Raw genomic sequence first — 20,871 nt, forward strand, 5'->3', positions numbered from 1 at the left:
TCGGCGACATGGCTTGGAACTAACATCGACTGTTTCGCCTTGCCGACCCCACCCTCGATGTCCGTCACCTCCCTCCTGCTGCAACTTGTCGTCATCCTGACCACCGCGCGCCTGTGCGGCTGGGTGCTTCGCTACCTTGGCCAGCCGGGCGTGGTGGGTGAAATGGCGGCGGGCCTCATGCTCGGCCCGGCGGTCATGGGCGCGCTGTTCCCCTCGCTGCACGCGCAGCTGTTTGCCAAGGACTCGCTGCAGGGCCTTTCTTCGCTGTCGACGGTGGGGCTGGTGCTGTTCATGTTCGTGGTGGGCCTGGAACTGCGGGCCACGCGGAACATGCGGGCGCAACTCAAGGCGGCGGGCGCCGTGGGCGTGCTCAGCGTGATCGTGCCGCTGGCGCTGGGCATTGCGATCTCGCCTGCGCTGTACCCCACGCTCGCGCCGGCCGGTGTCGCTTTCTGGCCCTTTGCGCTCTTCATGGCGGCGGCGCTTTCCATCACGGCCTTTCCCGTCATGGCGCGCATCCTCAAGGATCGCGGCATGACGCGCACGGCCTTCGGCCAGCTCTCGCTCAGTGCCGCGGCGGTGGTCGACGTGTTCGCCTGGATCCTGCTGGCTTTCGTGGTGGCGCTGGTTGGCGCGGGCGAGGGCTACGAGAGCCTGATCAAGATCACCGTCGGCGTGGTCGTGATGCTCGCCTTCCTGTTCTTCGGCCTGAAGCCCGCCTTTGCCTGGCTGCTGCGCGTGAAGGCGCCCGACGGCGAGCCTTCGACCACGGTGATGGCCTCGCTGATGATCGGCCTGTTGCTCACCGCGTTGCTGACCGAATGGCTGCACCTGCACGCGGTGTTCGGTGCCTTCCTGTTCGGTGCCTGCCTGCCGCGCGACGACCGCCTGCTGCGCTCGCTGAGCGAACGCATCGAGCCGATTTCCATCGTGGTGCTGATGCCGCTGTTCTTCGCGCTTGCGGGGCTGGGCACCACGGCGAACGCCTTCTCCGGTGCGAGCCTGGGTGCGATGCTGCTGATCGTGGGCGTGGCCACCGTCGGCAAGATTGCCGGCGGCGCGGCTGGCGCGCGCATTGCAGGCTACAGCTGGCGCGACAGCCTGGCCACCGGTTCCCTCATGAACGCGCGCGGGCTCATGGAGTTGATCGTGATCAAGATCGGGTTCGACGTGGGTCTGATCGGCCCCGAGCTGTTCACCATGCTGCTGGTGATGGCCCTGGCCACCACCGCGATGACGGGACCGCTGATGACGCTGTGCATCGGCCGCAAGGCGCTGCGTGCCGGCGATCAGGAGCGATCTTCGAGCACGTAGCCGCCGCCGCGCACCGTGTGCAGCAGCTTGACGTCGAAAGGGTCGTCGATCTTGCTGCGCAGCCTGCGAATGGCTACTTCGACCACGTTGCTGTCGTTGTCGAAGGACGCATCCCACACTTGTTCGCCGAGCGTGCGGCGTGAAAGTACCTGCCCGCAGTGGCGCAGCAGCACCGCCAGCAGCATGAACTCCTTGGCCGTGAGGTCGATGCGCGTGCGGTTGCGAACGCACGTGCGGCTGCCCGGGTCTAGCGCCAGGTCGGCGAGCCGCAGCACGGTGGACGGCTGGCGCGTGCCCCGGCCCGGCAGGGCCTCCACGCGCGCCAGCAGTTCGGAAAGCGAGAAGGGCTTGACGAGGTAGTCGTCGGCACCTTGCTGCAGGCCGCTGACCCGGTCTTCGACCGTGTCGCGGTCGGTGAGCACCAGCACGGGCACGTTGCTGGTGCGCCGGATCGCCCGCAGCACCGCAAAGCCGTCGACCCCGGGGCGCATCACGTCGAGCAGGACCAGTGCGTATCCGCCCTCGGTGGCCCGCAGGCGGCCTTCGACGCCGTCGCGTGCGGTGTCGACCGCATGGCCGCTTCCTTCCAGGCCCTTCTTCAGATCGTCGCCCAGTCCGGGCTCGCCTTCGATGACAAGTATTCGCATCATTGAAATGTCCGCCGTGGAGCGGCCCGGCGGAGGTTACGGATTCACACGCCGAACGACAGCCTGAACGCCGCGCGCTTGTCATCCATTGCGCCGCAACCTGCAAACCGCAAGGGCATTGCAGGCCAGCGGGGCCCGTGGCGCCGATATACTTTTTGGATCATGCGCCGCTGGCTTCAGATCTTCTTGCTGTTCCTGCTTCCGTTCCAGCTCAGCTGGGCGGCGTCGGCGGCCTATTGCCAGCATGAACGCGATGCCCAGCCCCGCCACTGGGGGCACCACGAGCACGAGCCAGCCAGAAGCAGCGACAGCGCCCGCGCCGACGACGCGCAAAAGAGCCCGGGCACCCAGCCGAACGGGGAGGTGGGCGATTGCGCCGCTTGCCATCTGGGCCACGCACAGCATGTGCCCTCGGCCACCGACCGCACGAACGGCCTGCCCGTTGCGCAGGCGCTGCGCGTCATTCCCGCGGAGCATTTCATCTCGCATATCTCCGAAGTGCCCGTGCGTCCTGCATGGCCTCTCGCCGTTTGATTCGGCGAGAGAACGATCCACACCCTCTGAGTACCCACATCAGCTGAGCTCTCGCCGAATTCGTCCGCCCGTTGTTTTGCAACCCAGGAGAATTCGATGCGCACGCTCTTCGTGCCGCTGGCCGTCATGGCCTTGGCGGCGTCCCCGGCATTTTCACAAACCGTTGCCGGTTCCAACCCTTCGCCGCTCGGGCAGGCTGCCCCAGGAGCGGCAGAGCCCGCGGGCCCGCTGGATCTGCGCAGCGCGCTCGCGCTGGCACGGCAGTTCAACCCCGGACTCTCGTCCGCCGCGCACGAACGGGAGGCCACCGATGCGGCCGTGGTGCAGGCCGGAGCCTGGCCCAACCCGGTGTTCGGCGCGCAGGTGGAAGACCTGCGGCGCGACAACCGCACCACGACGCTGCAACTGAGCCAGCCCATCGAGCTGGGCGGCAAGCGCGCGGCCCGCGTGGCGGCGGCCGAGCGTGCCCGCGACCAGGCCGCATCGGCGCTGCTTGCGCGGCATTCCGAGCTGCGTGCATCGGCGATCACGCTGTTCTTCGACGTGCTGGCCGCGCAGGAGCGTCTGCGGCTGGCGCAAGACTCGGTCGGACTTGCAGACGCGGCAACCCGCGCCGCCGCCAACCGGGTGGCGGCCGGAAAGGTTTCGCCGCTGGAGGAGAACCGTGCGCGCGTGGCCGAGGCCGGCATCCGCGTCGAGCTGCTGCAGGCCGAGGGCGCGCTGCGCTCGGCGCGCCGGCAACTTGCTGCGCTCTGGGGCAATGCGTCGCCGCGCTTCACGCACGCAGACGGCGCGCTCGACCAGTTGCCCGCGGCGATTGCGGACGTGCAGAGCCGGCTTTCCGAGGCGCCGGTGCTGCGCCAGGCGCGGCTCGAGGTCGAACGGCGCCAGGCGCTGTCGGAACTGGAGCAGGCCCGGCGCGTGCCCGACATCACCGTGTCGCTGGGCGCGAAGCGCGTGCCGGCCGATGAAGGCATGGGCGGCGGCAGCGGACGCAACCAGGTCGTGGTGGGCGTGTCGGTGCCGCTGCCGATCTTCGACACCAACCGCGGCAACATCGCCGAGGCGCTGAGCCGCGAAGAGAAGGCGCGCGACGACCTGCTGGCGGCCGAACTTCAGCTGCGTGCCGACGTGGCACAGGCCACCGAGCGCCTGCGTTCGGCGCGCGCCACCGCCGAGACGCTCCAGCGCGACGCGCTGCCCGGCGCCGAAGCCGCCCGCCAGGCCGCCGCCCGGGGCTTCGAGCTCGGAAAGTTCAGTTTTCTCGACGCGCTCGATGCCCAGCGCACGCTGTTCCAGGTGCGCAGCCAGCACCTGCTTGCCCTGGCCGAGGCCCATCGCGCGGCCGGCGAACTCGACCGGCTGCTCGGCGCCGGCGTTGAGGAAACCCCCCGTGCGGCACCCGGCCCGCGCTGACCAGGACTCAAGGACTCCACGAATCATGAACACGCAAGAACGCAAGACCTTCGCCGAACACGTCGGCAAGAAGCAGTGGCTGGCCATCGTGGCCGTGCTGGTGGTGGGCCTCGCGGCCGGCGCAATGATCCTGCGCACCACGCCTGCCCAACCCGAAGCCGCCGGACATTCGGAAGCCGCAGAGCATGCCGAGGGCGAGCCCCATGAAGAGGGCGAGGCGCACGGCCATGGCCATGGCGAAGCCAAGGGCCACACCGGCGAGGCGCACGAAGAACGAGAAGACGAGAAAAAAATCGTCTTCACCGACGAGCAGATCAAGGCCGCCGGCCTGGCCATCGAAAGCGCCGGCCCCGCGCGCATCCGGTCGTTGCTGCAACTGCCGGGCGAGATCAAGTTCAACGAAGACCGCACGGCCCACGTCGTGCCGCGCGTGGCGGGCGTGGTCGAGAGCGTGCCGGCCGACCTCGGCCAGGAGGTGAAACGCGGCCAGGTGCTGGCTGTGCTGTCGAGCCCGGGGCTCTCGGAGCAGCGCAGCGAACTGCAATCCGCGCAGCGCCGGCTGGAACTGGCCCGCACCACCTACCAGCGTGAGAAGAAGCTCTGGGAGGAAAAAATCTCCGCCCAGCAGGACTACCTGCAGGCGGAGCAGGCCATGCAGGAGGCGCAGATTGCCGTGGCCAACGCCAACCAGAAGCTGCTGGCGCTGGGCGCCACGCCGGGCTCCTCGGCGCTTGGCCGCTACGAGCTGCGCGCGCCGTTCGACGGCATGGTGGTCGAGAAGCACATCGCGCTCGGCGAGTCGGTCAAGGAAGACGCCAGCGTCTTCACCATTTCGGATCTCTCCACGGTCTGGGCCGAGATCAGCGTGGCCGCCAACAACCTCAACCTCGTTCGCATCGGCGAACCGGTGACCATCCGCTCCAGCGCCTTCGACCAGACAGCCAGCGGCACGGTGTCGTACGTGGGTTCGCTCATCGGCGCGCAGACGCGTACAGCGACGGCGCGCGTCACGGTGATGAATCCGCAGCGCGTGTGGCGGCCTGGGCTGTTCGTGAACGTGGAGCTTGCCTCGTCCGAAGTCGAGGCCCCGGTGACGGTGTCGGCCGAGGCGGTGCAGACGGTGGAAGGCAAACCCACCGTCTTCGCCAAGGTGCCCGGCGGCTTCATGCCGCAGGCGGTGCAGACCGGGCGCAGCGACGGCCGGCGCATCGAGATCGTGAGCGGCCTCGTGCCCGGCACCGCGTATGCCGCGAGCGGCAGCTTCGTCGTCAAGTCGCAGCAGGGCAAGAGCTCTGCCACGCACACCCACTGAGGACGCCGAATGTTCGAACGAGTCATCCGGTTTTCCATCGAGCAGCGCTGGCTGATCCTGGTCGCGGTGCTGGGCATGGCCGCGCTCGGCATCTTCAGCTACCAGAAGCTGCCGATCGACGCGGTGCCCGACATCACCAACGTGCAGGTGCAGGTCAACACGGCCGCGCCCGGCCATTCGCCGCTGGAGGCCGAGCAGCGCGTGACCTATCCCATCGAGACGGTGATGGCCGGCCTGCCGGGCCTGCAGCAGACCCGGTCGCTCTCGCGCTACGGCCTCTCGCAGGTGACGGTGATCTTCGAGGACGGCACCGACATCTACTTTGCGCGGCAGCTCGTGAACGAGCGCATCCAGTCGGTGCGCGAAAGCATGCCGAACGGCATCTCGCCCGTGATCGGCCCGATCTCGACCGGCCTGGGCGAAATCTATCTCTGGACGGTCGAAGCGGAAGAGGGCGCGAAGAAGGCCGACGGCAGGCCCTACACGCCGACCGACCTGCGCGAGATCCAGGACTGGATCATCAAGCCGCAGCTGCGCAACGTGAAGGGCGTGACCGAGATCAACTCCATCGGCGGCTACGCCAAGGAGTTCCAGATCGCGCCCGACCCTGCAAAGCTGCTGGCGCACGGCCTCGCGATGACCGACCTGGTGGCCGCGCTGGAGCGCAACAACGCCAACGTGGGCGCGGGCTACATCGAGAAGCGGGGCGAGCAATACCTGATTCGCGCGCCCGGCCAGGTGAAGTCGGTGGAGGACATCGGCAACGTGATCCTCGGCAACGCCGGTGGGGTGCCGCTGCGCGTGCGCGACGTGGCCGATGTGGGCATTGGCCAGGAACTGCGCACCGGCGCGGCGACCGACAACGGCCGCGAGGTGGTCCTCGGCACGGTGTTCATGCTGATCGGCGAGAACAGCCGCACCGTCTCTCGGGCGGTCGACAAGAAGATGCAGGAAATCAACCGAACGCTGCCCGCGGGCGTGAAGGCCGTGACCGTGTACGACCGCACCGTGCTGGTCGACAAAGCCATTGCCACAGTGAAGAAGAACCTGCTCGAAGGCGCAGTGCTGGTCATTGCCATCCTGTTCCTGTTTCTTGGCAACATCCGCGCGGCGCTGATCACCGCGCTGGTGATTCCGCTGTCGATGCTGTTCACCTTCACCGGCATGGTGAACCAGAGGATCAGTGCCAACCTCATGAGCCTGGGCGCGCTGGACTTCGGCATCATCATCGACGGCGCGGTCGTGATCGTGGAGAACTGCGTGCGGCGCCTGGCCCATGCACAGGCGAAGCATGGGCGGCCGTTGACGCGCAGCGAGCGCTTCCATGAAGTGTTCGCGGCCTCGCAGGAGGCGCGGCGCCCGCTTTTGTTCGGCCAGCTGATCATCATGATCGTGTACCTGCCGATCTTTGCGCTCACGGGTGTGGAGGGCAAGCTGTTCCACCCGATGGCCTTCACCGTGGTGATCGCGCTGCTGGGCGCGATGATCCTGTCGATCACGTTCATTCCGGCGGCTGTGGCGCTCTTCATCGGCAACAAGGTCAGCGAGAAGGAGAACCGCCTGATGCACTGGGCCAGGCGCGGCTACGCGCCGCTGCTGGCGCGCGCCATGGGAGCCAAGCCGCTGGTCATCACCACGGCCGTTGTGGCGGTGGTGCTCTCGGGCCTGCTGGCCACGCGGCTGGGCACGGAGTTCGTGCCCAGCCTGGGCGAGGGCGACTTCGCCGTTCAGGCGCTGCGCATTCCGGGCACCAGCCTTACGCAATCGGTCGAGATGCAAAAGCAGATCGAACGCACGCTGAAGGCGAAGTTTCCGGAGATCGAGCGCGTGTTCGCGCGCACCGGCACGGCCGAGATCGCGTCGGACCCGATGCCACCGAACATCTCCGACGGCTACATCATGCTGAAGCCCGAGGGCGAGTGGCCCGCATCGCAAGGTACATCGCGGCGCACGCGCGCCGAGCTGCTCGCGGCCGTGCAGGAAGAGGTGGAGATGCTGCCGGGCAACAACTACGAGTTCTCGCAGCCGATCCAGCTGCGTTTCAACGAGTTGATCTCCGGCGTGCGCAGTGACGTGGCCGTGAAGATCTTCGGCGACGACATGGAGGTGCTGGACAAGACCGCGGCCGAGGTGTCGGGCGTGCTGGGCAAGATCCCCGGCGCTGCCGAGGTCAAGGTCGAGCAGACCACCGGCCTGCCGATGCTCACGGTGAACATCGATCGCAGCAAGACTGCGCGCTACGGCCTCAACGTGGGCGACGTGCAGGAGGCGATCTCCATCGCGGTGGGCGGCCGCGAGGCGGGCACGCTGTTCGACGGCGACCGGCGCTTCGACATCATCGTGCGCCTGCCCGAGCACCTGCGCACCGACCTGGAGGCGATCAAGCGCCTCCCCGTGGCGCTGCCCAGGGGCGCAGGCGCGGAGGCGCAGCAGCGCACCAGCTTCATCCCGCTCGGCGAAGTGGCCGCGCTGGAGCTTGCGCCTGGACCGAACCAGGTCAGCCGCGAGAACGGCAAGCGCCGCATCGTGGTGAGCGCCAATGTGCGCGGCCGCGACCTTGGCTCCTTCGTGGCCGAGGCGGAAGAAGCGATGCGCAAAGTGAGCATTCCGCCGGGCTACTGGACAGCCTGGGGCGGCCAGTACGAGAACCTCGCCTCCGCCACCGAGCGGCTGCGGGTGGTGGTGCCGGTGTCGCTGCTCTTGGTGTTCACGCTGCTGTTTGCGATGTTCGGCAATCTGAAGGACGGCCTCCTGGTGTTCACCGGCATTCCGTTCGCGCTCACGGGTGGCATCGTCGCGCTGTGGCTGCGCGGCATTCCGCTGTCGATCTCCGCGGCGGTGGGCTTCATCGCGCTTTCAGGCGTGGCGGTGCTCAACGGGCTGGTGATGATCTCGTTCATCCGCAACCTGCGCGACGGCGGGTTGCCGCTCGATGCGGCGATCCGCGAAGGGGCGCTCACGCGGCTGCGGCCGGTGCTGATGACCGCGCTGGTCGCATCGCTGGGCTTCGTGCCGATGGCGATCGCCACCGGCACCGGCGCGGAGGTGCAGCGTCCCCTGGCCACGGTGGTGATTGGCGGCATCCTGTCATCGACCGCGCTGACGCTGCTGGTGCTGCCGCTGCTCTACCGCATGGCGCACCGGCGCCACGAGGAGAAAGGGCGTTGCGCCGAGCTTTACCCACGGGCCGATTCCAAGTAGTTTCCGGTCCCGGTGTCACAAACCATCCCCGTCGCGCGTCTTTCTCGCATGGACGTCCAAGGGGGACGTTCTCTGGACTCCCTTTCACAAGGAATCGACCATGAAGATCGTCGTCATCGGAGGCTCCGGCCTCATCGGCTCGAAACTCGCCGCCAAGCTGCGCCACGCCGGCCACGAAGTCGTTGCCGCCTCACCCTCCACGGGCGTCGATACGCTCACGGGCCGGGGCCTGAAGGAGGCGCTGGCAGGTGCACAGGTGGTCGTCGACGTGGCGAACTCGCCGTCGTTCGAGGACGAGGCCGTGCTGCGCTTCTTCGAGACCTCGGGGCGCAACCTGCTCGCGGCCGAGGCCGAAGCCGGTGTGGCCCACCATATCGCGCTGTCGGTCGTCGGCACCGACCGGCTGCTCGCGAGCGGCTATTTTCGGGCCAAGCAGGCTCAGGAGGACCTGATCGAGGCCTCGCCCGTGCCCTACACGATCGTGCAGGCCACGCAGTTCTTCGAGTTCCTTGGCGGCATTGCGAACGCGGGCGCCGCGGGCAGCGAGATCCGCCTGTCGCACGCACTGGTGCAGCCGATTGCGGCGGAAGATGTGGCCGCGGCGCTGGCCGAGATCGTGAACGAGCCGCCGGCCGGCGGGCGCGTGGAAATCGCCGGCCCCGAGGCGGTGCCGCTGGACGACCTGGTGCGGCGCTATCTCGCCGCGACAGGCGACTCCCGGCAAGTGGTCACCGATGCCAACGCGGATTACTTCGGCGTGCGCCTCGACGACCGCTCGCTCACGCCGGCTGCCGGTGCGCGCCTCGCGCCGACCGGCTTCGACGCCTGGTTCGGGCAGCGCGCCGCGGCCGCCTAGCGCGGCGGCCGGATGGCCGTCTTGGGCCGGAACGCCTTGCAGACCGTGTCGTCGGTCTCCAGGTACGGCCCGCCGATCAGGTCGATGCAATAGGGCACCGCCGCAAAGATGCCCGGCACGACCTGCACGCCTTCGGTGTCCTTGAGCCCTTCGAGCGTTTCCGCAATCGATTTGGGCTGCCCTGGCAGGTTGATGATCAGGCTCTTGTCGCGGATCACCGCCACCTGGCGTGAAAGGATCGCGGTGGGCACGAAGCGCAGGCTGATCTGGCGCATCTGCTCGCCGAAGCCGGGCATTTCCTTGTGGGCCACGGCCAGGGTGGCCTCGGGCGTCACATCGCGCAATGCCGGGCCGGTGCCACCCGTGGTCAGCACCAGCGAACAACCGGCGTTCACCAGCTCGATCAGCGTGGCGCTGATGAGGGCCGTCTCGTCGGGAATCAGACGGGCCTCGAAATCGATGGGATTCTTCAGCGCCCGGCCGAGCCATTCCTTCAGCGAAGGCAGGCCCTTGTCTTCGTAGGTGCCGCTGGAGGCACGGTCGCTGATGGAGACGATGCCGATGCGGACCGAATCAGGTGCAGAAGACAGGGCGCTCATGCGTCGTCTTCCCGGTCTTGCGCGGCAGCCTCCGCAGCGTGGTCGGCGCCACCGTGCACCGCCAGCTGGGCACGCACCAGCTGGAAGATCTCGCGGTAGGCCTTGCCCTGGCGCGGCGCTTCACCGGCGGGGCCGGACTTCATGTCCTTGCGGGCCTGGCGCACCAGGGCGCGCAGCTGCTGGGAATCGGTGGCGGGGTGGGTTTCGATCCAGCCGCCGAGGGCGTCGTCGTCGGCAATCAGCCGGTCGCGCCAGCGTTCGGCCTCGTGCAGCGCGGCGGTTTCGGCCGCCGGCACGCTGTTCTGCTCGGTCAGGGCGAGCTTCACGGCCTCCAGCACCTCGGGCTCCAGCTTGCGCATCAGCTTGCCGATGAACTGCATCTGGCGGCGCTTGCCCTCGAAATTGGTGATGCGCTTGGCCTCGGCCACGGCGTCGATCAGTTTTTCGTCGAGCGGGAGCGCATCGAACAGGCCGGCGCGCAGGCCGAGCAGCTCGGTGCCGAGTTTTTGCAGTTCGTCGCTTTCGCGCTTGAGATCGGTGCGGCTGGCTTCGTCGGTGCCCTTGAGCTCGCGCTTGAGCTCCAGGTCGAGCTCGCTGCCTTCGGCGACGAACTGGCCACGGACGAAATAGCCTTTTTTGGGTTTGCGGGACATGGGGTGGATTCTGGGCCGCACCGTGCGGCGTTGCAACGCGTGCAATGCGCAGTGGGAAGCTGGAGGGAAAACGGAATGTGGGGTGCGCAAGTATCATAGCCACCACATGACGACATCCTCCTCGCGCGCCGATTCCGGCTTCGCCTACAGCCGCTCCTTCTTCGAAAACCTGGTCGACTCGGCCCTGGCCCACGCCAAAAAGCTCGGTGCCACCGATGCCGGCGCCGAGGCCTCCGAGGGCTGCGGCCTCAGCGTCTCGGTCCGCAAGGGCGAACTCGAGAACGTCGAGCGCAACCGCGACAAGTCGCTGGGCATCACGGTCTACGTGGGCCACCGCCGCGGCAACGCCAGCACCTCCGACTTCTCCGAAGCCGCCATTGCCCAGACGGTGCAGGCCGCCTACGACATCGCCCGCTTCACGGCCGAAGACCCGGTCAGCGGTCTTCCCGACGAGGAAGACATTGCCAAGGTCCACCCGGAACTCGACCTGTTCCACCCCTGGGACGTGACCAGCGAGCAGGCCGCCAGGCTGGCGCTGGAATGCGAAGAAGCAGCGCTTTCGACCGACAAGCGCATCACCAACAGCGAAGGCGCGGGCGTCTCGGCCCAGCAGAGCCACTTCTTCAGCGCCCATACGCATGGTTTCCGCGGCGGCTATGCGAGCTCGCGGCATTCGATTTCGGTCGCGCCCATCGCCGGCAAGGGCGACGACATGCAGCGCGACTCCTGGTACAGCTCCATGCGATCGGCCGGCGAGCTGGCCAGCCCGCAGGCCGTGGGCCGCTACGCCGCCGAACGGGCGCTGAGCCGGCTCAAGTCGCGCAAGATCAAGACCACCGAATGCCCGGTGCTGTTCGAGTCGCCGCTGGCCGTGGGCCTCTTGGGCGGGCTGGTGCAGGCCGTGAGCGGCGGGGCGCTGTACCGCAAGAGCACCTTTTTGCTCGATTCGCTCGGCAAGCCGGTCCTGCCCAAGCACGTGGACGTGGCGGAAGACCCGCACATCCTGCGCGGCAAGGGCAGTTCGCCGTTTGACGACGAAGGCGTGGTGACCCGCGCGCGCAAGGTGGTCGATGCCGGGCGGCTCGAGGGCTATTTTCTCTCGACCTATTCGGCGCGCAAGCTGGGCATGAAGACCACCGGCAACGCCGGCGGCTCGCACAACCTGATCCTGAGCTCGCGCCTCACCAAGGCCGGCGACGACCTCGACGCCATGCTCGCCAAGCTCGGCACCGGCCTGTTCGTGATCGAGCTGATGGGGCAGGGCGTGAACTACGTGACCGGCGATTATTCGCGCGGCGCCAGCGGCTTCTGGGTCGAGAAGGGCCGCATTGCCTTCCCGGTACACGAGATCACCATTGCCGGCAACCTGAAGGACATGCTGATGGGCATCGAGGCCATCGGGGCCGATGCCTACACCTTTGGCGCCAAGACCACCGGGTCGGTCCTGGTCAACCGCATGAAGGTGGCCGGCAGCTGACGAGGCCGCCGCGCACCGTCGCTCAGACGATGCGCACCGACAGGTTCGGCAGGCCGTCGATGTGGATCTCGACCACGTCGCCGCGCACCACCGGACCCACATTCTCGGGCGTGCCCGAGTAGATGATGTCGCCGGGCATCAGCTCGAAAGCCTGGGACAGCCGGCTGATCTGCTCGGCCACCGACCAGATCATGTACTTGAGCGTGGCGTTCTGCCTGGTCTGGCCGTTCACCTTGAGCCAGATCGCGCCGTCGGTGTAGTGGCCGACCTTGGCCACCGGATGGATCGGCCCGATCGGCGCCGACTTGTCGAAGCTCTTGCCGATTTCCCACGGCTTTTTCTGGTCGCCCATCTCGCGCTGGAGGTCGCGGCGGGTCATGTCCAGCCCGAGCGAGTAGCCGTAGACGAGGCCCAGCGCATCCGCCGGGGCGACGTCGCGGCCGCCCTTGCCGAGTGCCACGACCAGTTCCACTTCGTAGTGGTAGTTTTTCGTCAGCGGGGGGTATGGATGGTCGGCCACGGTGCCGGGCGTGACGACCTGGATCGCGTCCGTCGGCTTCTGGAAGAAGAAGGGCGGCTCGCGGGTGGGATCGGAACCCATCTCGCGCGCATGGGCCGCATAGTTGCGGCCGATGCAATAGACGCGGCGCACCGGAAACACCTGTTCGCTGCCGACGATCGGAACCGTGGCCTGCGCGACGGTGAAGGGCGTCTGCGGCGCGCGCGATGCACCGGCCGGCAGGGCGCAGCCGGTCATCGCGCCGGCGGCCATGGCGGCAGAACCGGCCAGAAGGCCGCGTCGTGAACTGGACATGATTTTTGTCTCCTGGATTTCTTGGGTAAGCGATGAAAGCCGGCCGTGCCAGCCGGGCCATTCTGGAGCGCGCGGCGCCGCTGCTTCCGCACGCATCTACGCAAAAACAGGACGCAAGCAACACCGGGCGCCCGCACGAACAGCCCTGGGGCCAGGGCTTACCATCGCGCCATGCCGGCCCTTCGATCCAGCCTGCGCCTCTACGGCATGCAGGAGCGCGCGAACCACCTCGACTTCGACATTCGCTTCGAAGGTGCACGGGACGTGCTGGCGCGGCCGCACCGGCACGAGTACTTCCAGATACAGGTCAGCATCCATGGAGGCTCGCAACAGGTGATCGGCGGCGCGGTGCGCCCGTTCACCGCGGGGCACCTGAGCTTCGTGCTGCCCTACCGCGTGCACGTGGTGCCGCATCCGCCCGGCGCGCGCTATGCCATCGTGAACTTCGACCAGGGCTTTCTGTGGCCCGAACTGGCGGTGGAGACGCTCGATCTGGAGGAGGTGCCGGTGGCGCGCCAGCCCGAGCTTGCGCCTTTCCTGTTCCAGGAGTACGTGGACTTCCACTTTGGCGAGGCCGATTTCGCGCGCATCCTTGCCTGGCTCGATGAGCTCGCGGCGTTGAACCGGGAGCGGCGCTTCGGTGCCGGGAGCGCGATCCGCGGCGTCCTGCTGCAGCTGATGGCGCTCGCGTGCAATCGGCTCGAGCCGCAACTGCTCGCGCAGGCGGCGCTGCAGAGCGGCCGCAGCCCGGGCCGCGATGCGCTGCAGCGCGTGATGCGCTATGTGCGCGAGCACTTGGGCGAGGAGATGTCGCTCAACGATGCCGCGGCGGCCGCGATGCTGTCGCCCAACTACCTCGCGCACCTGCTCAAGAAGCAGACCCACCGCACCTTCACCGAGCTGGTGACCGAGCGCCGCCTCGAGCGCGCGAAGGAGTTGCTCGTCACCTCGAACGCCCGCATCGGCGACATCGCGCGGCAATGCGGTTTCCACGACGCGGTGTACTTCAGCCGCCGCTTCAGGCTGCGCAACGGCGTCACGCCGCGGCAGTTCCGCAGTGAAGCCGATGCCGGAGTGGCCAGGGCGGCGGAGCCCAACGATCATCGAGCCATCTCTAAGATGTGCTCCACATGAACCCAAACCCAGAAATTCCGGCACGCCCGAAGATCTATCTTGCGGGACCGGATGTCTTTCGCCCCGACGCCAGGGACCACTTCGTGCGGCTTGCCGCGGCTTGCGATGCGCTGGGGCTTGCGGCCCTGCTGCCGGCCGATGGCAACGATCAGCCAGGTGCCAGCGCGCCGGAAGAGCAGATCTACGAGGCCAACATGCAGCGGCTCCGCAGCGCGGATGGTGTCGTGGCCAACCTCGCTTGCTTCCGTGGCCTGGAGCCCGACTCGGGGACGGTGTTCGAGGTGGGCGCCGCGGTGGCACTGCGGATTCCGGTCGTGGCCTACGGCGTGCCCGCGGGCAGCTATGCGGATCGCGCCCGGTCTCTCTTGCAGTGCGCGCCCGATGCGGCTGGGGTGCTGCGCGAGACCGGCAGCGGCATTGCGGTGGAAGACTTCGGCCAGCCGCTGAACCTGATGCTGGCCTGTTCGATCCACATCGCGCCGACTCCGGAAGAAGCGCTGCGAAAGATGGCGCAGCTGCTTGCAGTTCAGCTGCGCTGAGCCGCAAGCCGGCCTCGCGTTCAGCGGTCAGGTCACTTCGCTGCAGCCTTGTCGGGCGGCGCCAGCAAGTGCTCGAGCATTCGCCGCGCGTTGAGCGGCAGATCTTCCGACGAACGCACACAGGCCATCAGCGTGCGCTCGGCCCATGCATCGCTCAGGCCGGCGCGCGCGATCTTCATCGAGCGGGCGCAGCGCACGGCCGCGGTCTGGGGCACGATGCCCACGCCGATGCCGTGCTCGACCATGCCGCACACCGCCTCGAAGTTGCGCACGCGCACGCGGTAGGCCAGTTGCTTGCCCATGGCGCGGGCATGCTGCGTCACCAGCCGCTGCAGCGCGCTGTCTTCGGTCAGGCCGACGAATTCGCTGTCGGCCACCTCGGCCAGGTGCACGCGCCGGCGCCTGGCCAGCGCATGGCCGCGCGGCATCACGAGCACCAGGTCGTCGCGGCGGAAGGGGTGGCACTCGAGGCCTTCGGTGCCGACCGCGTCCGAGACGATGCCGATGTCGCACAGGCCCGCGCGCAGCGCCTCGACGGAGTCCGGGCTGGGGCGTTCCTCGAGGTCGACCGAGATGCGCGGATGCTGCGCAAGAAAGCGGCTCAGCACCTCGGGCAGGTGCTCGTTGAGCGCCGAGGTGCCGCACATGAAGCGCACGTGGCCCTTGAGGCCCTGGCCGTATTCCCCGAGTTCGCCGCGCATGCGTTCCATCTGCTGCAGCACGACACGCGCATGGTGCAGCAGGGTGCGGCCGGCCTCGGTGGGGCGTACGCCCTGCGCGTGCCGCGTGAGCAGCGGGCTGCCAAGGGCGTCTTCCATGCCGCGCACGCGCTGGCTGGCCGAGGCGAGCGTCATGTGCGAGCGCTGTGCGCCGGCGGTCAGGCTCCCGGCCTCCACGACGTGGAGGAAGAGCCGCAGGTCTGTGAGATCGAATCGCATGATGAGGCCGCAAGGTAGCACGGGAGCCTCAGCCTGTGCCTGAGGCCGGCTGCGCGAATGCCGCATTTCCAGGCGTCGCAGAGGCCGGCAGACTGCGCCGCAATGACGATCTCGAACGAACTGGCAACAGGCCACTGGGCCGCCGCCGCCGCGGTATTTCTCCTGGCCGGGGTGATCAAGGGCGTGGTCGGGCTCGGGCTGCCGACGGTGTCGATGGCGCTGCTCGCGCTGTGGATGCCGCCGGTGCGCGCGGCCGCATTGTTGATCGCACCCTCGCTGGTCACCAACCTGTGGCAGACCGGGCCGCGTGCGACCTTCCGGCCGGTGCTACGGCGTATCGGCGGCATGCAGGCGGGCATCGTGGTGGGCACCCTGGGCGGCGCGCTGTGGCTCGGGGTGCCGGCTGGCGCCTGGGCTTCGGTGGCGCTCGGTACGGCGCTGGTGGCCTATGCGCTCTGGGGGCTCACGGGGCGCCAGCTGCATGTGCCTGCGGCGCACGAGTGCTGGCTGGGGCCGCTGGTGGGCGCCGCAACGGGTTTGGTGACGGCCGTGACCGGCGTGTTCGTGGTGCCGGCCGTGCCTTATCTGCAGGCCCTGGGTTTCCAGCGCGATGCGCTGATCCAGGCGATGGGCATTTCGTTCACCACCTCGACCGTGGTGCTGGCCATCGGGCTGGCCGGCAATGGCAGCTATCCCGCTTCGGCGGTCGGTGGGTCGGCGGCGATGCTGGCGCCGGCCCTCGGCGGCATGGCACTGGGGACGTGGCTGCGCAAGCGGTTGTCGGTGGCGGTGTTCCGGCGCTGCTTTCTGGTCGGGCTGGCGCTCCTGGGGTTCTACATGGTGGCGCATGCGCTGGCGTGAGCCCGAACGCGGGGAACCTCAAGCGGCGAGCAGGGCTGCGCGAACGCGCTCGATGGTTTGCCGATAAGGCAGGGCGAAGTTCTCGATGCCGTCGTCGGGCCCGAGCCAGCTGAACGAGAACACCAGGCCGTCTTCCTCGGGGCTGCCCATGGCCACGTGCTCGAAGGTTTCGGGCAGCGGGCCGTCGGCGCGCATCAGGAACAGATGCCACAGCTGGGGGTGGCGCACCGTATTGCCTTCGGCGCCGGCCTCGCAGTCGCGCTGCAGGGTGCCGAGCGGCTGCAGTTCGCCGACGTGGTCGATGCCCGATTCCTCGAGCAGCTCGCGGCGCACCGCCACCTCGGGTGACTCGCCGGGCTCGATGGTGCCCTTGGGCAGCTGCATGTTCCCGTCGCCGGGATGGCGGAACACCAGCAGCCGGCCACGGGCATCGACCAGGCAGGCGCAGGCCTTCGGGATCGCGGTGGGGCGGGCGCCGCCGGCGTGCATCAGGCGCTTGCGAGGGCTGCCTTGACCGCCGCGCTCACCTGGCCCATGTCGGCCTTGCCCGCGAGGCGGGTCTTGACGGCGCCCATCACCTTGCCCATGTCGCCAGGGCCCTTCGCGCCCAGCTCGGCCACGATGGCCTTCACCTCGACAGCGACTTCGTCGGCGCTCATGCGCTGCGGCAGGTAGACCTCGAGCACCTTGATTTCGGCCGATTCCTTGTCGGCCAGGTCGGCGCGGCCGCCGGTCGTGAACGCCGCGATGGAGTCCTTGCGCTGCTTGACCATCTTGTCGACGATGGCAACGACCATGGCGTCGTCGAGCTCCACGCGCTCGTCGACTTCCTTCTGCTTCAGGGCGGCCAGCAGCAGGCGGATGGTGCCGAGGCGCTCCGAGTCCTTGGCGCGCATCGCGGTCTTCATGTCTTCGGTGATTTGTTCCTTGAGGCTCATGCTCGGGGCTCCTGGTTCGGGAAAAACAAAAGCCGCGGCAGGTTTCCCTGGCGCGGCTGAGGCAGCAATCGGATCGCTGGGCCGACTTGCGTCAAAGGCCGGCGATCCTGTTGCCAACGGGCATCAGTACAGCTTCTTGGGGAGCTGCATGCTGCGCACGCGCTTGTAGTGGCGCTTGACGGCGGCTGCCTTCTTGCGCTTGCGCTCGGCGGTCGGCTTTTCGTAGAACTCGCGGGCGCGCAGGTCGGTCAGCAGGCCGAGCTTTTCGATGGTGCGCTTGAAGCGGCGCAGGGCGACGTCGAAAGGCTCGTTTTCTTTAACGCGGATGGTGGTCATTGATGAATCGTTGAACTGAATTTGGCTCGGGGAGATCGAGGCCCCAAGCCGGGGTTCCTCAACTGAAAAATTTTTGCGGCCGTTGAGGGAAGGCCAAAGTTAGCCCGCGATTATAGCGCGGTTGCGCACGCATGTGCGCTCGCCCAAGCCCATTGGAAGTTGTATCCGCCCAACCAACCTGTCACGTCGACCACTTCGCCGATGAAATACAGGCCCGGCTGCCTGGATTCCATGGTCTGGGAGGACAGATCGCGGGTGTCGATGCCGCCGGCGGTGACTTCAGCTTTTTTATAGCCCTCGGTGCCGCTGGGGGTGATCTGCCAGCGGGCGATGCGCTCGGCCAGGGCGGCCAGGGCCTTGTCGGCGGCCTCGTTGACGGGGCGCTGGAGGGCCGGATCCTGCCCCACCCAGGCGTCCGCCAGCCGGGAGGGCACCAGCATGGCCAGTTCGTTGGCGATGCGCTTCTTCGAGCGGAGCTTGGCGTCGCCCAGGGCCTCGGCCACGTCCACGCCGGGCGCGAAGTCGAGCGTGAGCGGGGTGCCGGGTTTCCAATAGCTCGAAATCTGCAGCACGGCCGGGCCCGAAAGGCCGCGGTGAGTGAACAGCAGGTCTTCGAGGAAGGCCATTTTTTCCTTCTTGGCGCCGGTTTCGATGCGCACCGGCAGCGCCAGCCCGGCCAGTTCGGCATACGGAGACCAGGCTTCGCCGCCGAAGGTCAGCGGCACCAGCGCCGGGCGGGGCGGGACGACGCGCAGGCCGAACTGCTCGGCCAGGCGGTAGCCGAAATCGCTGGCGCCGATCTGCGGGATCGACAGGCCGCCCGTGGCGACCACGAGCTTGGGCGTTTCGATCAGGCCCTTGCTGCTATCGATCTGGTAGCTGCCTGCGCCCGTCCCGTCATCGCCAGACGCGCAAAACACGATCTTTCCGAGCTTGCACGGCTGCCAGCGCGTGACGCTGCCCGCGTCGCATTCCGCCAGCAGCATGTCGATGATCTGCTGCGAGGAGCCGTCGCAGAACAGCTGCCCCTTGTGCTTCTCGTGAAAGGCAATGCCGTGCTTCTGCACCAGCTCGATGAACTGCTGCGGCGCATAGCGCGACAGCGCCGAGCGGCAGAAATTCGGGTTCTCGCCGATGAAGTGGCGCTGCGGTGCGCGCACGTCCAGGTCACGGTTGGTGAAGTTGGCGCGGCCGCCACCCGAGATGCGGATCTTTTCCGCCACCTTCTCGCTGTGGTCGACCAGCAGCACCTTCAACCCGCGCTGCCCGGACAGCGCCGCGCAGAACAGGCCCGCGGCCCCGGCGCCGACCACGACGACGTCGAAACGGATTGAAGAGGAATTGCTCAAGGCGTTCAGGGGCCGTCCGCGGCGAGCAGCGGCGGCGGGTTGTACTTGAGGTGGCCCACGTAGCGCAGCGGCTGCGTGGCGGCAATCGAGGGCACGTCGCCCTCGCGCATGTGCAGCAGGTCGGCCGGGCTCACCCAGCGCGGGTCGGCGTCGGTGATCGGCAGGCCGGCGCGCCGGTAGGCCTCGAGCACGAATTGCGAGCAGAAGAACTGGTCGTCGCGGCTCGCGCCCAGTTGCACCATGGCCATGCCGCTGATGCAGTAGTGGCTGACGGCCGAGGGAATCAGCGGCAACTCGCACAGGCGCCGGTTCAGCACGAAAGGCGCATTCAGCAGCACGCCCGTGGTGTTGTAGCGGATGCCCACCTGCGTGTTGGCCCAGGTGCGGAGTTTCTGGGCGCCCGCGGCATCGAGCCCGGGCACGCGAAAGGCCACCACCATCTGTTCTTCGTCCACCACGTCGGCCAGCGGACGCGCGCGCACGCCGCTGCCCACCGCCTCGGCGATCAGGCCGTCGCCCAGGTAGAGCACGGCGTGGCTCACGGGCGAGAAGGTGCCCAGCCGGATGCCGAAGGAATTGACCGTGGCAATGGAGGTCAGCAGGATGTCACCGGGCTGCAGCGCATCGGCAGCGATCAGTTCGCCGCCGTTGCCGGGGGCGATGACCGAGCTCTGCACGCGCAGGCGCAGGCCCGCGTCTTTCGACGGCAGTTCGACGCGGGTGGCGCAGGCCGACAGCAGCAACAGTGCGGCAGCGCCGAGCGCCGCCGCGCGGAGATGGCGCCCCATCATCCTTTCCAGACGAAAGGGAATTTCAACTGCTTGAAGAAGCCGTTGGGCACGTAGTCGCCGAGCACGCCGTACTTCTCGGGCCAGAGCTTGGTGCTCTTCACCGCGGTGCCGAAGAGATAGTCGAGAAAGGCGTAGTGCGCCGAATAGTTCTTGTCGAGCGCCTCCACGTCCTGGCTGTGGTGCCAGTGGTGGAAGTTGGGCGTGACGATGATGTAGCGCAGCGGCCCGAGCCGGACGCTCACGTTGCAGTGGTTGAACACCGCCTGAAAACCCACCACCACGATGTACGCGTCGATGACTTCCTTCGAGAAGCCCAGCACGTAGATCGGCGCCAGCACCAGCGTGCGCGTGATCAGCAGCTCGAGGATGTGCTGGCGAGAGCCGGCCATCCAGTCCATGCTCTTCACGCTGTGGTGCACGGCGTGCAGGCGCCAAAGCACCGGCACCTCGTGGTAGGCGCGGTGGGTCCAGTACTGCACCAGGTCGGCCACCAGGATGATCAGCAGCAGCCCGGCCCAGAACGGCAGGTTGCCCACCCAGCCGCGAATGCCGTCGTTGGCCGCCCAGCCGAAGAACTTGTGCACCATCAGGTTGGTGGCCAGCAGCACGAAGCCCACGATCATGTGGTTCACCACGAAGTGGTGGAAGTCGGTCTGCCATTCGGCGCGGAAAACCGGCTGGTCCTTGCGCAGCGCGAACAGCTTCTCGATGAAGATGAAGATCAGCGACGAGCCCAGCAGGTCGAGAATGAACCAGTCCAGGCCGATGTAGGGCGTGTTGTCGGCAAAGTCGTTCACCGGCACCTTGTGTCCGCCCAGCAGCGCCGCAGCCGCCACCAGCAGGAACGCGGCCGATGACAGCCAGCGCGAGCGGTTGAAGATGATGTTCACCAGCGCCAGCCCGCCCGAGACGACCATGGCCGCCAGCAGGATGAAGCGCATCACGTCGACGTTGTAGCTCTTGCGCAACTCGGGCGTCGTGAGGTACTGCGGAAAGTGGAACGCCAGCACGCCCAGGAAGCACAGGATCGCCAGGCTCAGCGCAATGGTTCCCGTGACGAGGCCCTGGCCGCGGCGCAGTTCGCCGTGGGTCTGGGTGAATTCGTTGAGTTTGTCGATGTCGAGCATGCCCGCCTCTCTCTCGCTTGTGTTTTGTTGCGCGC

General features: G+C 67.8%; 21 protein-coding genes. 10 read left to right on the forward strand and 11 right to left on the reverse strand.

The genetic code is table 11. From position 1 onward, the window contains the following. The first annotated feature begins 57 nt into the window (after positions 1-57). Positions 58-1,314 (forward strand): cation:proton antiporter, encoded by a 1,257-nt coding sequence (locus ACAM55_RS07370; RefSeq protein WP_369655384.1) that lies wholly within the window; start codon positions 58-60, stop codon positions 1,312-1,314. On the opposite strand, the gene ACAM55_RS07375 is transcribed toward ACAM55_RS07370, so the two are convergent. Further along, complete coding sequence (locus ACAM55_RS07375) at positions 1,290-1,961, reverse strand: winged helix-turn-helix domain-containing protein (protein WP_369656351.1); 672 nt, start codon at positions 1,959-1,961, stop codon at positions 1,290-1,292. The genes ACAM55_RS07370 and ACAM55_RS07375 overlap by 25 nt on opposite strands. 162 nt (positions 1,962-2,123) lie before the next feature. On the opposite strand from ACAM55_RS07375, the gene czcI reads away from it, so the two are divergent. The 5 genes from czcI (at position 2,124) to ACAM55_RS07400 (ending at position 9,280) form a co-directional block, all read left to right on the forward strand. Further along, positions 2,124-2,495, forward strand: a complete 372-nt coding sequence (gene czcI / locus ACAM55_RS07380; RefSeq protein WP_369655385.1) for a cation efflux protein, CzcI family — start codon at positions 2,124-2,126, stop codon at positions 2,493-2,495. Between the two features lie 96 nt (positions 2,496-2,591). Then, positions 2,592-3,911: a TolC family protein gene (locus ACAM55_RS07385; protein WP_369655386.1), complete on the forward strand. Its 1,320-nt coding sequence runs from the start codon at positions 2,592-2,594 to the stop codon at positions 3,909-3,911. A gap of 25 nt (positions 3,912-3,936) precedes the next feature. After that, positions 3,937-5,223 (forward strand): efflux RND transporter periplasmic adaptor subunit, encoded by a 1,287-nt coding sequence (locus tag ACAM55_RS07390; protein ID WP_369655387.1) that lies wholly within the window; start codon positions 3,937-3,939, stop codon positions 5,221-5,223. Between the two features lie 9 nt (positions 5,224-5,232). Continuing rightward, on the forward strand, positions 5,233-8,424 hold the full coding sequence (locus ACAM55_RS07395) for a CusA/CzcA family heavy metal efflux RND transporter (protein WP_369655388.1): 3,192 nt from the start codon (positions 5,233-5,235) through the stop codon (positions 8,422-8,424). A gap of 100 nt (positions 8,425-8,524) precedes the next feature. Beyond that, the gene (locus ACAM55_RS07400) at positions 8,525-9,280 is read left to right on the forward strand and encodes an SDR family oxidoreductase (RefSeq protein WP_369655389.1); all 756 of its coding nucleotides are present in this window, start codon (positions 8,525-8,527) and stop codon (positions 9,278-9,280) included. Here the strand turns inward: ACAM55_RS07400 and mog are convergent. Together mog and yjgA are read right to left on the reverse strand one after the other, a co-directional pair. Beyond that, on the reverse strand, positions 9,277-9,879 hold the full coding sequence (mog, locus tag ACAM55_RS07405) for a molybdopterin adenylyltransferase (protein ID WP_369655390.1): 603 nt from the start codon (positions 9,877-9,879) through the stop codon (positions 9,277-9,279). The two genes, ACAM55_RS07400 and mog, sit on opposite strands and share 4 nt — an antisense overlap. Further along, entirely contained in the window at positions 9,876-10,532 is a 657-nt protein-coding gene (gene yjgA / locus ACAM55_RS07410; RefSeq protein ID WP_369655391.1) for a ribosome biogenesis factor YjgA, read from the reverse strand. The genes mog and yjgA overlap by 4 nt, the downstream gene beginning before the upstream one ends. Before the next feature lie 106 nt (positions 10,533-10,638). Here yjgA and pmbA point away from each other — a divergent pair, with 106 nt between their 5' ends. Continuing rightward, a complete protein-coding gene (gene pmbA, locus ACAM55_RS07415) occupies positions 10,639-12,009 on the forward strand; it encodes a metalloprotease PmbA (RefSeq protein WP_369655392.1) in 1,371 nt (456 codons plus the stop codon). A gap of 22 nt (positions 12,010-12,031) precedes the next feature. Here the strand turns inward: pmbA and ACAM55_RS07420 are convergent, their stop codons facing one another. Beyond that, a complete protein-coding gene (locus ACAM55_RS07420; RefSeq protein ID WP_369655393.1) occupies positions 12,032-12,823 on the reverse strand; it encodes a fumarylacetoacetate hydrolase family protein in 792 nt (263 codons plus the stop codon). 207 nt (positions 12,824-13,030) lie between these two features. Here ACAM55_RS07420 and ACAM55_RS07425 point away from each other — a divergent pair, with 207 nt between their 5' ends. Both ACAM55_RS07425 and ACAM55_RS07430 read left to right on the forward strand, forming a co-directional pair. After that, entirely contained in the window at positions 13,031-13,957 is a 927-nt protein-coding gene (locus tag ACAM55_RS07425; RefSeq protein WP_369656352.1) for an AraC family transcriptional regulator, read from the forward strand. Then, positions 13,954-14,496: a nucleoside 2-deoxyribosyltransferase gene (locus ACAM55_RS07430; RefSeq protein ID WP_369655394.1), complete on the forward strand. Its 543-nt coding sequence runs from the start codon at positions 13,954-13,956 to the stop codon at positions 14,494-14,496. The genes ACAM55_RS07425 and ACAM55_RS07430 overlap by 4 nt, the downstream gene beginning before the upstream one ends. Positions 14,497-14,528: 32 nt before the next feature. On the opposite strand, the gene ACAM55_RS07435 is transcribed toward ACAM55_RS07430, so the two are convergent. Continuing rightward, positions 14,529-15,434 carry a LysR family transcriptional regulator gene (locus ACAM55_RS07435; protein WP_369655395.1) on the reverse strand — a complete coding sequence of 302 codons (906 nt, stop codon included), beginning with the start codon at positions 15,432-15,434 and terminating at the stop codon, positions 14,529-14,531. Between the two features lie 102 nt (positions 15,435-15,536). Here ACAM55_RS07435 and ACAM55_RS07440 point away from each other — a divergent pair, with 102 nt between their 5' ends. Then, the gene (locus tag ACAM55_RS07440) at positions 15,537-16,295 is read left to right on the forward strand and encodes a sulfite exporter TauE/SafE family protein (RefSeq protein ID WP_369655396.1); all 759 of its coding nucleotides are present in this window, start codon (positions 15,537-15,539) and stop codon (positions 16,293-16,295) included. 18 nt (positions 16,296-16,313) lie between these two features. Here ACAM55_RS07440 and ACAM55_RS07445 read toward each other — a convergent pair whose 3' ends face one another. The 6 genes from ACAM55_RS07445 to ACAM55_RS07470 all read right to left on the reverse strand — a co-directional run bounded on the left by ACAM55_RS07445 (position 16,314) and on the right by ACAM55_RS07470 (position 20,836). Further along, positions 16,314-16,784: an NUDIX domain-containing protein gene (locus ACAM55_RS07445; protein ID WP_369655397.1), complete on the reverse strand. Its 471-nt coding sequence runs from the start codon at positions 16,782-16,784 to the stop codon at positions 16,314-16,316. Beyond that, positions 16,784-17,233, reverse strand: coding sequence for a GatB/YqeY domain-containing protein (locus ACAM55_RS07450; RefSeq protein WP_369655398.1), 450 nt, complete (start codon positions 17,231-17,233; stop codon positions 16,784-16,786). The genes ACAM55_RS07445 and ACAM55_RS07450 overlap by 1 nt, the downstream gene beginning before the upstream one ends. Positions 17,234-17,356: 123 nt before the next feature. Then, positions 17,357-17,569, reverse strand: a complete 213-nt coding sequence (gene rpsU, locus ACAM55_RS07455; protein ID WP_007833691.1) for a 30S ribosomal protein S21 — start codon at positions 17,567-17,569, stop codon at positions 17,357-17,359. Between the two features lie 110 nt (positions 17,570-17,679). After that, positions 17,680-18,918, reverse strand: a complete 1,239-nt coding sequence (locus tag ACAM55_RS07460; protein WP_369655399.1) for an NAD(P)/FAD-dependent oxidoreductase — start codon at positions 18,916-18,918, stop codon at positions 17,680-17,682. Between the two features lie 5 nt (positions 18,919-18,923). Then, complete coding sequence (locus tag ACAM55_RS07465; protein ID WP_369655400.1) at positions 18,924-19,709, reverse strand: YaeF family permuted papain-like enzyme; 786 nt, start codon at positions 19,707-19,709, stop codon at positions 18,924-18,926. Then, positions 19,706-20,836, reverse strand: coding sequence for a sterol desaturase family protein (locus tag ACAM55_RS07470; RefSeq protein ID WP_369655401.1), 1,131 nt, complete (start codon positions 20,834-20,836; stop codon positions 19,706-19,708). Before ACAM55_RS07470 ends, ACAM55_RS07465 begins: the two co-directional genes overlap by 4 nt. Positions 20,837-20,871: the final 35 nt, after the last annotated feature.

This window comes from Variovorax sp. V213 (assembly GCF_041154455.1).
Classification (GTDB): Bacteria; Pseudomonadota; Gammaproteobacteria; order Burkholderiales; family Burkholderiaceae_C; genus Variovorax.

Coding starts and splice junctions, on each gene's coding strand:
- ACAM55_RS07370 (WP_369655384.1), top strand. CDS start 58: ATGTCCGTCACCTCCCTCCTGCTGCAACTTGTCGTCATCCTGACCACC.
- ACAM55_RS07375 (WP_369656351.1), bottom strand. CDS start 1,961: ATGCGAATACTTGTCATCGAAGGCGAGCCCGGACTGGGCGACGATCTG.
- czcI (WP_369655385.1), top strand. CDS start 2,124: ATGCGCCGCTGGCTTCAGATCTTCTTGCTGTTCCTGCTTCCGTTCCAG.
- ACAM55_RS07385 (WP_369655386.1), top strand. CDS start 2,592: ATGCGCACGCTCTTCGTGCCGCTGGCCGTCATGGCCTTGGCGGCGTCC.
- ACAM55_RS07390 (WP_369655387.1), top strand. CDS start 3,937: ATGAACACGCAAGAACGCAAGACCTTCGCCGAACACGTCGGCAAGAAG.
- ACAM55_RS07395 (WP_369655388.1), top strand. CDS start 5,233: ATGTTCGAACGAGTCATCCGGTTTTCCATCGAGCAGCGCTGGCTGATC.
- ACAM55_RS07400 (WP_369655389.1), top strand. CDS start 8,525: ATGAAGATCGTCGTCATCGGAGGCTCCGGCCTCATCGGCTCGAAACTC.
- mog (WP_369655390.1), bottom strand. CDS start 9,879: ATGAGCGCCCTGTCTTCTGCACCTGATTCGGTCCGCATCGGCATCGTC.
- yjgA (WP_369655391.1), bottom strand. CDS start 10,532: ATGTCCCGCAAACCCAAAAAAGGCTATTTCGTCCGTGGCCAGTTCGTC.
- pmbA (WP_369655392.1), top strand. CDS start 10,639: ATGACGACATCCTCCTCGCGCGCCGATTCCGGCTTCGCCTACAGCCGC.
- ACAM55_RS07420 (WP_369655393.1), bottom strand. CDS start 12,823: ATGTCCAGTTCACGACGCGGCCTTCTGGCCGGTTCTGCCGCCATGGCC.
- ACAM55_RS07425 (WP_369656352.1), top strand. CDS start 13,031: ATGCAGGAGCGCGCGAACCACCTCGACTTCGACATTCGCTTCGAAGGT.
- ACAM55_RS07430 (WP_369655394.1), top strand. CDS start 13,954: ATGAACCCAAACCCAGAAATTCCGGCACGCCCGAAGATCTATCTTGCG.
- ACAM55_RS07435 (WP_369655395.1), bottom strand. CDS start 15,434: ATGCGATTCGATCTCACAGACCTGCGGCTCTTCCTCCACGTCGTGGAG.
- ACAM55_RS07440 (WP_369655396.1), top strand. CDS start 15,537: ATGACGATCTCGAACGAACTGGCAACAGGCCACTGGGCCGCCGCCGCC.
- ACAM55_RS07445 (WP_369655397.1), bottom strand. CDS start 16,784: ATGCACGCCGGCGGCGCCCGCCCCACCGCGATCCCGAAGGCCTGCGCC.
- ACAM55_RS07450 (WP_369655398.1), bottom strand. CDS start 17,233: ATGAGCCTCAAGGAACAAATCACCGAAGACATGAAGACCGCGATGCGC.
- rpsU (WP_007833691.1), bottom strand. CDS start 17,569: ATGACCACCATCCGCGTTAAAGAAAACGAGCCTTTCGACGTCGCCCTG.
- ACAM55_RS07465 (WP_369655400.1), bottom strand. CDS start 19,709: ATGATGGGGCGCCATCTCCGCGCGGCGGCGCTCGGCGCTGCCGCACTG.
- ACAM55_RS07470 (WP_369655401.1), bottom strand. CDS start 20,836: ATGCTCGACATCGACAAACTCAACGAATTCACCCAGACCCACGGCGAA.